Source organism: Arthrobacter koreensis (genome assembly GCF_035792275.1).
Classification (GTDB): Bacteria; Actinomycetota; Actinomycetes; order Actinomycetales; family Micrococcaceae; genus Arthrobacter_B; species Arthrobacter_B koreensis_A.
The window spans coordinates 1-13490 of sequence record NZ_JAMWKK010000013.1 but is presented as its reverse complement, the minus strand read 5'-3'; the positions used below and the strand labels follow the sequence as shown (position 1 = coordinate 13490).

At 65.9% G+C, this 13490-nt stretch carries 12 protein-coding genes; 11 read left to right on the top strand and 1 reads right to left on the bottom strand.

The genetic code is table 11. The annotated features are described in order from the left end of the window. Window positions 1-7: 7 nt before the first annotated feature. From NGB94_RS12825 to rbfA, 3 genes are all read left to right on the top strand, one after another. Window positions 8-403: a YlxR family protein gene (locus tag NGB94_RS12825; protein WP_325791050.1), complete on the top strand. Its 396-nt coding sequence runs from the start codon at window positions 8-10 to the stop codon at window positions 401-403. Window positions 404-535: 132 nt separating this feature from the next. Beyond that, on the top strand, window positions 536-3403 hold the full coding sequence (infB, locus tag NGB94_RS12820; protein WP_325791049.1) for a translation initiation factor IF-2: 2868 nt from the start codon (window positions 536-538) through the stop codon (window positions 3401-3403). A gap of 169 nt (window positions 3404-3572) precedes the next feature. After that, a complete protein-coding gene (gene rbfA / locus NGB94_RS12815) occupies window positions 3573-4049 on the top strand; it encodes a 30S ribosome-binding factor RbfA (RefSeq protein ID WP_325791048.1) in 477 nt (158 codons plus the stop codon). An 85-nt stretch (window positions 4050-4134) separates the two neighbouring features. Here rbfA and NGB94_RS12810 read toward each other — a convergent pair whose 3' ends face one another. Then, entirely contained in the window at window positions 4135-5280 is a 1146-nt protein-coding gene (locus tag NGB94_RS12810; protein ID WP_325791047.1) for a pyridoxal phosphate-dependent aminotransferase, read from the bottom strand. Window positions 5281-5358: 78 nt separating this feature from the next. On the opposite strand from NGB94_RS12810, the gene truB reads away from it, so the two are divergent. The 8 genes from truB to NGB94_RS12770 all read left to right on the top strand — a co-directional run bounded on the left by truB (window position 5359) and on the right by NGB94_RS12770 (window position 13326). Then, on the top strand, window positions 5359-6312 hold the full coding sequence (gene truB / locus NGB94_RS12805) for a tRNA pseudouridine(55) synthase TruB (protein ID WP_418910652.1): 954 nt from the start codon (window positions 5359-5361) through the stop codon (window positions 6310-6312). After that, entirely contained in the window at window positions 6313-6687 is a 375-nt protein-coding gene (locus tag NGB94_RS12800) for a hypothetical protein (protein WP_325791044.1), read from the top strand. Then, entirely contained in the window at window positions 6684-7124 is a 441-nt protein-coding gene (locus NGB94_RS12795) for a hypothetical protein (protein WP_325791043.1), read from the top strand. Before NGB94_RS12800 ends, NGB94_RS12795 begins: the two co-directional genes overlap by 4 nt. Window positions 7125-7218: 94 nt before the next feature. Beyond that, window positions 7219-7890 carry a DUF4345 domain-containing protein gene (locus NGB94_RS12790; RefSeq protein ID WP_325791042.1) on the top strand — a complete coding sequence of 224 codons (672 nt, stop codon included), beginning with the start codon at window positions 7219-7221 and terminating at the stop codon, window positions 7888-7890. 102 nt (window positions 7891-7992) lie between these two features. Next, entirely contained in the window at window positions 7993-8982 is a 990-nt protein-coding gene (locus NGB94_RS12785; protein WP_325791041.1) for a bifunctional riboflavin kinase/FAD synthetase, read from the top strand. A 133-nt stretch (window positions 8983-9115) separates the two neighbouring features. Continuing rightward, window positions 9116-9385, top strand: a complete 270-nt coding sequence (gene rpsO, locus NGB94_RS12780; protein ID WP_194781779.1) for a 30S ribosomal protein S15 — start codon at window positions 9116-9118, stop codon at window positions 9383-9385. A gap of 323 nt (window positions 9386-9708) precedes the next feature. Further along, on the top strand, window positions 9709-11931 hold the full coding sequence (locus tag NGB94_RS12775) for a polyribonucleotide nucleotidyltransferase (protein WP_325791040.1): 2223 nt from the start codon (window positions 9709-9711) through the stop codon (window positions 11929-11931). Then, the gene (locus tag NGB94_RS12770) at window positions 11932-13326 is read left to right on the top strand and encodes a pitrilysin family protein (protein ID WP_325791039.1); all 1395 of its coding nucleotides are present in this window, start codon (window positions 11932-11934) and stop codon (window positions 13324-13326) included. It begins immediately after the preceding gene. The last annotated feature ends 164 nt before the right edge of the window (window positions 13327-13490 follow it).

Sequence of the window (13490 nt, the reverse complement as noted above, 5' to 3'; positions counted from 1 at the left end):
CGGTAGAATGTACATGGCCGGGTCACCGTCCGCCTTCCAGCAACCGCAGGAGCCCGTGGAATCGGTGCGGCCTGCGGCAGGATCGGCGCATGTTCCACAGCGGACATGCATTGGCTGCAGGAAGAAGGATGACCAGGCTGCACTGATGCGGCTGGCGCTGGATTCAGAAGATGGCAGCAACGCCGTCCTTGTAGATGAGAGCCGCCGTATGTCTGGCCGGGGCGCCTGGTTGCACCCCGAGACAGCATGCCTCGCAACAGCTGTGAAACGCCGGGCTTTTGGCCGCGCCTTCCGGGCGCAGGCTGATCCCTCGGCCGTCCAGCAGTGGTTCGAAGCTCAAGAGGCGGGTCCCACTCGGAACCCCCTCGAAACCGTCCAACCTGAAAGCGGGTCAGAAATCTGATGGAAACCCGATGAGTACCCAGCGATGAGTACTTTGTTGTGCTCTGTGATGGGCCCTGCTGCATCCGCAGCGGAAGCCCGCAGCAAATAGACGGTTCGTGCCTGGCTCGGTGCGGACCGAGACAGGAGAAATGTGGCCAAGGTCCGCGTACACGAGCTCGCCAAAGAGCTCGGCATTACCTCGAAGGACGCAGTCGCAAAACTGCAGGAACTGGGCGAATTCGTCCGGTCGGCGTCTTCAACCATTGAAGCGCCCGTAGTCAAGAAGCTGCGCGGGGCATTCCCCGACGCGGCGTCCAAGCCGGCAGCAAAGCCGGAAACCTCTGCTCCCCGCCCGGCAGCCCCGGCGCCGGCAGCTCCCGCAGCCAAGGCTGCCGCAGAAGCTCCGGCACCTGCCGCGGAGAAGCCTGCTGCTCCGGCACCGGCCGCTCCCGCCCCGGCCGCACCTGCGGCTCCGGCACCGGCACCGAAGGCTGAGAGCAAGCCCGCAGCCCCGGCACCCGCCCCGGCTGCCAAGACCGAGGACAAGCCCGCCGCTCCGGCAGCACCGGCTGATTCCTCCTCAGCACCCCGTCCGGGTGCACCGCGTCCCGGAGCTTCCGGTCCGCGCCCCGGCAACAACCCCTTCGCTACTTCCCAGGGCATGCCCCGTCCCCGCGGCCGCGGTGAGGGAGAGCGTGGCCAGGGCGGTCCCCGTCCGGGCAACAACCCGTTTGCTACTTCCCAGGGCATGCCCCGTCCCGGCCAGCGCCGCGACGAGTCCGAGCGCACCGGTACCCCCGGCGCAGCAGGACCCCGTCCGGCAGCCGGCGCAGGCGGCCCCCGTCCCGGCGCACCCCGTCCGGGTGCACCGCGTCCGGGTGCTCCCCGTCCCGGCGCGCCGCGCCCCGGCGGCGCTTCCGGAAACCGTCCCACTCCGGGCATGATGCCCAACCGCACTGAGCGGCCCGCAGCCCCGGCACGTCCGGGCGCAGGCGGACCCCGCCGCGGACCCGGCGGAGCTCCGGGCACCGGCGGCGGTCCCGTTGGCGGCGGCTTCGGCAAGGGCGGCCGCGGACGCGGCGGCACTGCCGGCGCTTTCGGCAAGGGCGGCGCAGGACGCGGCAAGCAGCGTAAGTCGAAGCGGGCAAAGCGGCAGGAACTGGAGCAGATGTCAGCTCCGTCGCTGGGCGGCGTTTCGGTACCCCGCGGCGACGGCAACACCGTTGTCCGGCTCCGCCGCGGCGCGTCCATCACGGACTTCGCTGACAAGATCGAGGCAAACCCGGCAGCACTGGTCACCGTGCTGTTCCACCTCGGTGAAATGGCAACTGCCACCCAGTCCCTGGACGAAGAGACGTTCGGCGTACTCGGCGAAGAACTGGGCTACAAGATCCAGGTTGTCTCACCGGAAGACGAAGAGCGCGAACTGCTCTCCAGCTTCGACATCGACTTCGAAGCCGAGCTGGAAGCCGAAGGCGACGACGAGCTTGAGGCACGTCCTCCGGTAGTCACCGTCATGGGCCACGTTGACCACGGTAAGACCCGCCTGCTCGACGCCATCCGCAACACCAAGGTTGTTGAAGGCGAAGCCGGCGGCATTACCCAGCACATCGGTGCCTACCAGATCGCCTTCGAACACGAAGGCACTGAGCGGGCCATCACCTTCATCGATACCCCGGGCCACGAGGCGTTCACCGCCATGCGTGCCCGTGGTGCGAAGGTCACCGACATTGCTGTCCTGGTTGTGGCAGCGGACGACGGCGTTATGCCGCAGACCGTTGAAGCCCTCAACCATGCACAGGCAGCAAACGTGCCGATCGTGGTTGCCGTGAACAAGATCGACAAGGAAGGCGCCAACCCGGAGAAGGTCCGCGGCCAGCTGACCGAGTACGGCCTGGTTCCGGAAGAATACGGTGGCGACACCATGTTCGTTGAGGTCTCGGCTCGCCAGAACCTGAACATCGACGCCCTGCTCGAGGCCGTGCTGCTCACCGCAGACGCTGCCCTGGACATGCGTGCCAACCCGGACAAGGACGCTCGAGGCATTGCCATCGAAGCGAACCTGGACAAGGGCCGCGGCGCCGTCGCGACCGTCCTGGTCCAGTCGGGTACGCTGCGCGTGGGCGACACGATCGTGGCGGGCACCGCCCACGGCCGCGTTCGCGCCATGTTCGACGAGAACGGCGACGCCGTAACCGAAGCCGGACCGTCGCGTCCGGTCCAGGTCCTCGGCCTGTCTAACGTCCCGCGTGCCGGTGACACCTTCTTCGTGACCGACGACGAGCGTACCGCCCGCCAGATCGCCGAGAAGCGCGAAGCTGCGGACCGCAACGCCGCCCTGGCGAAGCGCCGCAAGCGCATCAGCCTCGAGGACTTCGACCAGGCTGTCGCTGACGGCAAGGTCGACACCCTTAACCTCATCCTCAAGGGTGACGTTTCCGGTGCCGTTGAAGCCCTGGAAGACTCGCTGCTCAAGATCGACGTTGGGGACGGCGTGCAGCTGCGCGTTATCCACCGCGGCGTCGGTGCCATCACGCAGAACGACGTCAACCTGGCGACCGTGGACAACGCGATCATCATCGGCTTCAACGTCAAGCCTGCAGAGCGTGTGGCCGACCTGGCCGAGCGCGAAGGCGTGGACATGCGCTTCTACTCCGTCATCTACGCAGCAATTGATGACATTGAGCTGGCCCTCAAGGGCATGCTCAAGCCGGAGTACGAGGAAGTTCAGCTCGGCACCGCCGAGGTCCGCGAAGTCTTCCGTTCCTCCAAGTTCGGCAACATTGCCGGCTCGATCGTCCGCTCCGGTGTCATCCGCCGCAACGCCAAGGCACGGGTCACCCGCGACGGCAAGGTCATTGGCGAGAACCTCACCGTTGACTCGCTCAAGCGGTTCAAGGACGACGCCACCGAAGTCCGCACGGACTTCGAGTGTGGTATCGGCCTGGGCTCGTTCAACGACGTCAAGGAAGGCGACATCATCGAGACCTTCGAGATGCGCGAGAAGCCGCGGGTCTAATACCCCGGCCAGGGGCCGCCGGCAACGGCGGCCCCTGCCTTGCGGGCCTCCGGCCCGCTCCGCCCCGGCCGGCAGCGCAGTCCCTGCCGGCCCGAGGCACTTCAGCGCACGGCGGCGGCCCTTTGCGGCCGCCCCCGGTGCGACCCAAATTTTTATCTAAGGAGAGGTAATGGCAGATCCAGCACGCGCTGCGAAACTCGCTGACCGCATCAAGGTGGTAGTTGCCCAGGCGCTCGAGCGGCGGATCAAGGATCCCCGGCTGGGATTCGTGACCATCACCGATGCCCGCGTTACCAATGACCTGCAGCACGCCACCGTGTACTACACCGTCTTCGGAGACGAAGCCCAGCAGGCCGACACGAAGGCTGCGCTCGAATCCGCGCGCGGAATCCTGCGTTCGGAGGTGGGCAAGAACATCACTGTCCGGCTCACCCCGACCCTCGAATTCGTTGCTGACGAGATTCCGGTGAACGCCAGCCACCTGGAAGAACTCATCCGGGAAGCCAAGAAGCGCGACGAGGAACTCGCGGCGCTGAAGCAGGGAGCCGCCTACGCCGGCGACGCCGATCCCTACCGCAGGGACGATGACGACGACGAAGAGGACCTGCAGGACGCACCGGCAGAAGACTCCGACGCACGCAGCTAGTCCTGCGCGAACAGGCTTAGCACAAGGAGCGGCACCCCGCACCGGGGTGCCGCTCCTTCCTTAACGCCGGGGGACCGCAGGTGCCTTAGCTGACGCCGGGCAGCCGGGAAACTCCGGTGACCAGTTCATCCCGCCCGCCGCAGAGGGCAATGCGGACCCATCCCTCGCCGATGGAACCGAACGCGGTTCCCGGTGCCACTGCTACGCCGTCCTCCGCCAGGAACTGCCGTGTCCAGGCCCGGATATCACCGCCGGATACGTGCGAAAGATCCGCCCACAGGTAGAAGGCCCCCTGCGCCGCGAGGTAGGGAATGCCCTTGGCGTCCAGGACGGCCGACGCCGCATCCCGGTTGCCGCGGTAATGCGCGGCCGCTGCCTGCACGTAGTCCTGCGGCCCGGTCAGCGCCGCCAGCGCAGCGTACTGGGAAGGCGACGCAACGCAGGAGACGATGGATTCCATCACCGTGCTCAGCTGTGTTTCCAGTCCGGCGGGTGTCACCAGTGCCCCCACGCGCAGTCCGGTCAGGCCGTAGGTCTTGGACAGTGTGTAAGACGCGATGACCAGGTCTTCGCCGCCGTCGAAGGCCAGCGGGGAGACGTGCGGAACGTCGTAGGTAAACGCCTCGTAGCATTCGTCGGAGAGGATCCAGAGGCCCCTGCGCCGAGCCAGCTCCACCAGCTCACGGGTCAGTTCCGGGCTAAACACGGCTCCCAGCGGGTTCGACGGTGAATTGAGCAGCAGTACCCGGGTGCGCGGGGTGATCCTCGCCTCAATATCTTCGATCCGCGGCTGGAATCCGTTGGCAGGATGGAGCGGGTATTCAACCGGTACCGCGTGCAACAGCCGTGCCGTCATGGCGAAGGTGGGGTAGCCGGGATTGGGGATGAGGATTTCGTCTCCGGCATCCAGGAGCATGCTCATGGCCAGGTGCAGCCCCTGCTGGGCCCCTGACGTCACGAACACCCGGGACGGGTCAATCTCCCGGCCGGTCTGCGCAGAAACCCGTTCGGCGAATGCGGTCCGAAGCGGAGCGATGCCTGCATTCGGGGTGTAACCGGTCTCATCCCGGGCCAGGGTTTCCTGGGCGGCCTGCAGCACGTGCACGGGCGTTGGGAACCCCGGTTCTCCGATGCTGAGCACTACCGCATTCGGTGTTGCCCAGGCTGCCTGCGTTATTTCGCGGATCTGGTTGGGGTCGACGGAACGCACATGGGCGGAGAGCTGGGGCATATCCGCATGCTACAGCCGGGGCGGCCCGCGGCCCCGCAGGCCGGGCCGGAGCATGAACGGTGTGAAGGGCGCCGGAGAATGAGCACCGGCGCCGCGCATATACTGAAAGGCGTGAATTCCGGGCAGGTCCGATCAGGACTGATTATTGTGGACAAACCGCAGGGATGGACCAGCCACGACGTGGTGGGCCGCCTGCGCAGGCTCGCCGGGACCAGGAAAGTCGGCCACGCCGGAACTCTTGATCCCATGGCAACAGGCGTGCTGGTGGTGGGGATCAACAAGGCCACCCGCCTGCTGACCTACATTGTGGGGACGTCCAAGACATACGAGGCCACCATCCGGCTGGGCCAGTCCACCATCACGGACGACGCCGAGGGCGAAATCACTGCCGAGACCATTGCCGCGGCGGTCACGGACGAAGAGATCCGGGATGCCGTAGCGGCCCTTACAGGTGACATCCTGCAGGTTCCCAGCAGCGTCAGCGCCATCAAGGTGGCCGGCGAACGCTCCTATGCGCGGGTGCGCGCCGGCGGTGAGGTGAATCTCCCGGCCCGGCCGGTAACCGTGTCCCGTTTCGAGATCCACGGCATCCGCCGTGAGCACGGCGGCAAGCTGCGCGACGTGGACGTCACCGTGCAGTGCTCCTCCGGAACCTACATCCGTGCCCTTGCCCGCGACCTCGGTGCCGCACTCGGCGTCGGAGGCCATCTCACTGCCCTGCGCCGGACATCGGTGGGCCCCTACAGCGAAGACCAGGCGTCCACGCTGGAGCAGCTGGCCGAGGACCTCCGCCTCCTGGACCTGAACGATGCCGCGCGCGCACTTTTCCCGGTCCGCGAACTCAGCGAGGAAGAGGCAGCGGATCTCTCCCACGGCCGCCGCATCGCGGCTTCCGGGATGCCCCCGCAGGACGGGGAGCCGGTACCTGTTGCGGCTTTTGCCCCGGACGGTGAGCTGATCGGCCTGCTCGCGGACAAGGCCGACACTGCAAAGGCGCTCCTCGTCTTTGCCCCTGGAAACGAAAGGTCCTAAGTGGTCATCGACCCTCTGTTCATTGTCGGGACGATTGTCTGCCTGGTCTCAACCGTGCTGTGCGTCAGCGCAGCCGTGCTGCGCCACGGACCGAACGATCTCACGATCCTTTCCGCCGCTGCCGTCGAGCTCTTCCTTATCGTCTACGCCGTGGCCGCAGTCATCCGCCAGACCGGAGGCGAAACCCTCAACGGTCCCGCCTGGGAGTTCTGGGGCTATCTCTTCACGGCAGCCGTGATTCCGATCGGCGCCGTCTGGTGGTCCCTGATGGACCGGTCAAGGTGGAGCAACCTGGTGCTGGGTGCCGTCGGTATTACCGTGTTCGTTATGTTGTTCCGGATGGAACAGATTTGGGATGGAGTGCAGCTGGGATGAAGAAACTGATCAAGCCCCGCCCCGAGGCCGCCGCCGCTTCAACGGCACGCAACGCCGGTCCGGGACGGCTCATCGTCGCGGTCTACGGTGTTTTCGCACTCGCTGCAACGGCACGTGCCGCCTTCCAGATCGCCACCAAGTTCGACCAGGCACCTGTGGCCTACCTGCTGTCCGCCTTCGCCGCCGTCGTCTACATCGTGGCAACTGTTTCCCTGGCCCGCTCGGGGGAGACGTCCTACAAGGTCTCCGTGGCGGCCGTGAGCATTGAGATGTTCGGCGTCCTGTTCGTGGGACTGTTCGGTCTCCTGGACCCGGCTGCGCTCCCGGATGACACCGTGTGGTCCGGCTTCGGCATGGGCTACGGGTTTGTGCCGCTGATTCTTCCGATCATCGGCCTGTGGTGGCTCTATAAGCACCGGAGCGCCAAACACGCCTAGCCGCGCCGGGGTTCTTGTCAGCTGCCGGCCGTGAGACGATGTGGAAAACTGCGCCGTAAGCGGTGCGCCGCCAAACCCAGCAGGGGGCAGGACCATGACAATTCCAACACCGGGGCCGGAAAAGAACGCCGGGGGTGCCGCCGGCATGCCGCGCCCGCCGGCCCGCCCGTCAGCGGCTCCCGGCGCCGCCGGCCCGGACACCGGAACAGCCACCGGTTCAGAGGGCGGAAAGAAGGCTGAGCGCAGGGGCGGCAGGCTCCGCGTCCGCGAAGGAAAAACCGAACCGCAGGCCGCGCGCGGATCCTGGAAGAACACCGACGACTGGGGTGTCTTCCGGGCAGTTGTCGTAGGGGTCGGCGTCGTGATCGCCGCGATCGGAATTTACTATCTGATCACCGGCACCGCCGGGGTAGCGGAAACCAGCGGGGGAGCGGTCAACGCTTCGCTGGAAAGCCAGTTCCGGTTCTTCTCGGCCATGATGGTGGGCGTGGGAGCCGCGTTCGTCGCAATCGCCATCAAGTTCCAGTGGGCAAACATGCTCTGGCTCGTGTGCCTGATGGTCTTCCTGGGCGGTATTGGGCGGGTGCTGTCCTGGGCCTTCTCCGGAACCCCGCATTTCACCCTGATCATCCTGATGATCCTAGAGCTGGCCTTCCCGCCGGCCCTGCTGGTCTGGCACCGGTTCATCGTTAAGGCCAGCGAACTGCGGCGCGAAATCCACCAGGGACCGGACGGCGGGACTGCGGCTGCAGGAGCGGGTGCGTAACAGGCCCTGCTTTTCCGCCATAATGGATGAAGCCTTCCGCGTGCAGCATGTGCTGGACGCCGGAGGGAATCATGGATGACTGTCCGCTGGTAAGGAGCTCGGGTGTATTACTGGAAAGACCTTGCGGAGGTGCCGTCCGACCTTGGTCCGACAGTAGTGACAATCGGCAACTTCGACGGCGTCCACCTCGGTCACCAGCACGTGCTTTCGAAGCTGGTGAAGACCGCGCGGGACCGCGGTGCGTCCGCCGTCGCACTCTCCTTTGACCCCCACCCCGCCGCCGTGCACCGCCCGGAAAGCGCTCCGGTCCTCATCATGGGGCCCGCAGACCGCACCGAGGCACTGGCTGAAACGGGGCTCGACGGGCTGCTCATGCTGCACTACGACCTGGATCTCGCCTCCCTGAGCGCAGAGGAATTCGTCCGCACGTTCCTCGCTGACGGGCTGCACGCAGTTGCCGTCGTGCTCGGCCACGACGCCCGGTTTGGCCGGGGAAACACCGGGGACCTGGACACCATGCGCGAGCTCGGTGCCGAACTTGGGTTCGACGTGGTTGCCGTTGATGACCTGGATGCCCTTCCTGAAGGCCCCGGAGACACGCCCGGCCGCCGCTGCTCCTCAACCTGGATCCGCGAAGCCCTGGCAGCCGGCGACGTGCGCACTGCTGCTCGCCTGCTGGGCCGTACCCACCGCATGCGGGGCACCGTGGTGCACGGGGCGGCACGCGGACGGGAGCTGGGCTTCCCCACCGCGAACCTCGCACCGGAGTCCACGGGACTCATCCCGGCAGACGGAATCTACGCCGGCTGGCTTGTCGATTCAGCCGGCACCCGCTGGCCTGCAGCCATCTCCGTTGGCTCCAACCCGACCTTCGACGGCGTCAGCCGCCAGGTGGAAGCGCACGTGATCGACCGCCCGCGGGAAGCGGTGGAGGACTTCAACCTCTACGGACAGTGTGTCGGCGTGGAATTCGTGGACCGGCTTCGGGGGATGGTTGCGTACACCGGACCCGAAGCACTTATCGAGCAGATGCGGCTGGACGTCGCGAGGACCCGGGAAGTCCTTTCGACAGAACGCACCGCGGACAGGTAAACTGGATCAAAATTCGGCTGCGGTCCGTGGCGGCTGAATTTCTTTGTGTCTGCCGCGTTTGCGCGGACGGGGCACAGGGTTCCCGGCAGCGAAGTGCTGATTCGGGCCTCACGGCACAACTGTAGGAGTTACATTGGCACTCGATCCCGCCGTCAAGCAGGCGATCATTCAGGAATTCGCACTCACCGAAGGTGACACCGGATCCCCCGAGGTTCAGGTTGCTGTTCTGTCCCGTCGCATTTCCGACCTGACCGAACACCTGAAGACCCACAAGCACGACCACCACACCCGCCGCGGCCTGATGGCCCTGGTTGGTCGCCGTCGCCGCATGCTGGGTTACCTGCGCGAGACCGACATCACGCGTTACCGTGCGCTCATCGAGCGTCTCGGCCTGCGCCGCTAGTTCTGCTTTGAGGGCGGTTCCTGTGCATCTGCGCAGGGCCGCCCTTTAGCGCAGGGTACCCAAGCGGCAGACATGGACACCGGCTAAGGGCCGGAAGCGCACCTGCCCCAGCGGTACCACAAGCAGTACAGCACTAAAGAAAAACAAGTACAGGAGTCAGCCAGCATCGCAGCATTCGCGGTCCTCGGTAGTGGTCTCCGGGAGAAAATGCCCGTGGACCTCGATCGAAGACCGGGTGTTGGGTCCCTTATCCGCCAACCGGCGGCGGGACTCATGGGACGATGCTGGGTGCCTCCGAAAAACAGAAACGGAGGTGACTCTCTATGGAGGGTCCCGAAATCCAGTACTCAGAAGCAGTAATTGACAACGGCCGCTTCGGCAAGCGCGTTATCCGCTTTGAGACCGGCCGCCTGGCCGCCCAGGCCGCAGGCTCCGCGATGGTCTACATCGACGAAGACACCGCACTGCTCTCGGCCACGTCTGCCGGCAAGTCCCCGCGTGAAGGCTTCGACTTCTTCCCGCTGACCGTGGACGTCGAGGAGCGTATGTACGCTGCCGGCCGCATCCCGGGCTCGTTCTTCCGCCGTGAAGGCCGCCCGTCCACCGAAGCCATCCTGGCCTGCCGCCTGATGGACCGCCCGCTGCGCCCGGCATTCGTCAAGGGCCTGCGCAACGAGGTCCAGGTTGTCGTCACCGTAATGGCGATCAACCCGGACGTGCTCTACGACGTGGTTGCCATTAACGCATCCTCCATGTCCACCCAGCTTTCCGGCCTGCCCTTCTCCGGCCCGATCGGCGGCGTCCGCGTTGCCCTCGTTGAAGGCCAGTGGGTTGCCTTCCCGAAGCACTCCGAACTGGAGCGCGCAGTCTTCTCCATGGTGGTTGCCGGCCGCATTGCCGGTGACGACGTCGCCATCATGATGGTTGAAGCCGAAGCTACCGACAACGCCTGGAACCTCATCAAGGAAGAGGGCGCCACCGCCCCGACCGAAGAGGTTGTGGCTGAAGGCCTCGAGGCTGCCAAGCCGTTCATCAAGGCTCTCTGCGACGCCCAGTCGGACCTGGCTGCACGCGCGGCCAAGCCGACCGTCGAATTCCCGCTGTTCCTGGATTACCAGGACGACGTCTTCGAAGCCGTTGAAGCCGCTGCCGCCGCCAAGCTGGCACAGGTCTTCACCATCGCTGACAAGCAGGAGCGCGACGCCGCTTCCGACGCTCTCAAGGACGAAGTCAAGGCTGAACTGGCCGAGCGCTTCGAAGGCCGCGAGAACGAAGTTTCCGCAGCCTTCCGCTCGGTGACCAAGCAGGTTGTGCGCCAGCGCATCCTCAAGGACCAGATCCGCATCGACGGCCGCGGCCTGACGGACATCCGCCAGCTCACCGCCGAGGTTGAGGTTCTGCCCCGCGTGCACGGCTCCGCCATCTTCGAGCGCGGCGAAACCCAGATCCTGGGCGTCACCACGCTGAACATGCTCAAGATGGAACAGCAGATCGACTCGCTGTCGCCGGTAACGCGCAAGCGCTACATGCACAACTACAACTTCCCGCCGTACTCCACCGGTGAAACCGGCCGCGTGGGCTCGCCCAAGCGCCGCGAAATCGGCCACGGCGCCCTGGCAGAGCGTGCGCTCATGCCGGTGCTGCCCTCGCGTGAAGAGTTCCCGTACGCCATCCGCCAGGTCTCCGAGGCACTGTCCTCCAACGGCTCCACCTCCATGGGTTCGGTCTGCGCCTCGACGCTGTCCATGCTCAACGCCGGTGTGCCGCTGAAGGCTCCGGTTGCCGGCATCGCCATGGGCCTGGTTTCCGACCAGGTTGACGGCGAGACCCGCTACGCGGCCCTGACCGACATCCTCGGCGCCGAAGATGCCTTCGGCGACATGGACTTCAAGGTGGCCGGTACTTCCGAGTTCGTCACCGCCATCCAGCTGGACACCAAGCTCGACGGCATCCCCGCCTCGGTCCTGGCAGCAGCCCTGAAGCAGGCCCGCGAAGCACGCCTGCACATCCTCGGTGTCATGGACGCCGCGATCGATACCCCGGATGAGCTCTCCGAGTTCGCTCCGCGGATCATCTCGGTGAAGATCCCCGTGGACAAGATCGGCGAGGTCATTGGCCCGAAGGGCAAGATGATCAACCAGATCCAGGAAGACACCGGCGCTGACATCTCCATCGAAGATGACGGCACGGTCCTGATCGGCGCCACGGACGGCACGTCCGCCGAGGCTGCCCGGGCTGCGATCAACGCGATCGCCAACCCGATGGTTCCCGAACTGGGCGAGCGTTACCTGGGCACTGTCGTGAAGACCACCACCTTTGGTGCCTTCATCTCCCTGACCCCGGGCAAGGACGGCCTGCTGCACATCTCCGAGCTGCGCAAGCTCTCGGGCGGCAAGCGCGTCGACAACGTTGATGACGTTGTTTCCGTGGGCCAGAAGATCCAGGTTGAAATCACCAAGATTGACGACCGCGGCAAGCTGTCGCTTTCGCCGGTTGTTGCTGAAGACGACGCCGAGGCCGAAGCGGCTGCTGAGACAGCAGAGTAGATGCCTGAAAACATTGCAGACAGCCGTTCCGGCGCGGGTTTTTCCCGCACCGGGACGGTTGTCCCATTTCCACTGACATCCCGTGCGGGCGATCCGGCGCTTGAAATCGGAGACCCGGCCGGCGCCGTCGTCCGCCGTTCCGTCCTGCCGGGCGGCGTGCGTGTACTCACCGAGTCCATGCCCGGCCAGCGCAGCGCCACGATTGGCTTCTGGGTTGGCGTCGGCAGCCGTGACGAGGCCGAAGGCCGCCACGGGTCGACCCACTTCCTGGAACACCTGCTGTTCAAGGGCACGTCCCGGCGCAGCGCCATGGACATCGCCTCCGCGTTCGACGAAGTGGGAGGGGAGTCCAACGCCGCCACGGCGAAGGAAACCACCTGCTACTACGCCCGCGTGCTGGACACCGACCTGCCGATGGCCATTGACGTCATTGCGGACATGGTGACCTCAGCCGTGCTGGATGCCGAGGAACTGGAACAGGAACGCGACGTCATCCTCGAGGAAATCGCGATGGATGCCGACGACCCGGCGGACCTGTGCCACGAGAAGTTCGCCGAAGCCGTGCTGGGGGACCACCCGCTGGGCCGCCCGATCGGCGGCACTCCGGAGGCGATCAGGGCTGTTGCGCGCGAAGCCGTGCTGGAGCATTACCGGCGCCACTACCGCCCGGAGACCCTGGTGGTCACGGCCGCCGGGGGACTTGAACACGACATTGTGGTTTCCCTGGTGCTGGACGCACTCAAGCGTGCCGGCTGGGAACTGGACGAAGCAGCCGAGCCTGCTCCGCGCCGGGACACCACCCCGGCGCAGATCACCGGCACCGGAGGCGTGCACGTCATCAACCGTCCGGTGGAGCAGGCAAACATTGTGCTGGGCTGCCCCTCGATTTCCGCCACGGACGGGCGCCGGTTCGCCATGAGCGTGCTGAACACCGTCCTGGGCGGCGGCATGTCCTCCCGCTTGTTCCAGGAGATCCGCGAGAAGCGGGGTCTGGTCTACTCGACCTACTCCTTCTCCGCGTCCTACACCGACGCCGGGTACTTCGGCATGTACGCAGGCTGCTCTCCGGCCAAGACCCGGCAGGTCATCGACCTGCTGCAGTCGGAGCTGGAACGCCTGGCGGCCGACGGCGTCGAACCCGGTGAACTGGCCCGTGCACTGGGGCAGATTTCCGGGGGACTTGTGCTGGGCATGGAGGACACCGGTTCGCGGATGTCCCGCCTGGGCAGCGCCGAACTGGTCCGCGGCGAATACGTGGACATCGAGGAATCCCTGGCCCGGATCCGGGCCGTCACGGCTGAACAGGTCCAGGAGCTCGCCGCCGAACTGGCTGCCGCGCCGCGGACCATCACTGTGGTGGGGCCCTTCAACTCTCCGGCGGACCTCGGCTTCTAGCCCGCCTTCCATCGAGAGGCCAGTTACGGCTCGTTTCAGCCCGGCTAAGTCAAGTGGTGGGTGCAACGCTGGGGGTTAGGCTGCTGGTTGCAGCAGCATGTTCAGCCGGTTGGCTGGGGTGTCCATGTCCAGGGTTGGTCTGGGTCTGCGGTTGAGCTTTGCTG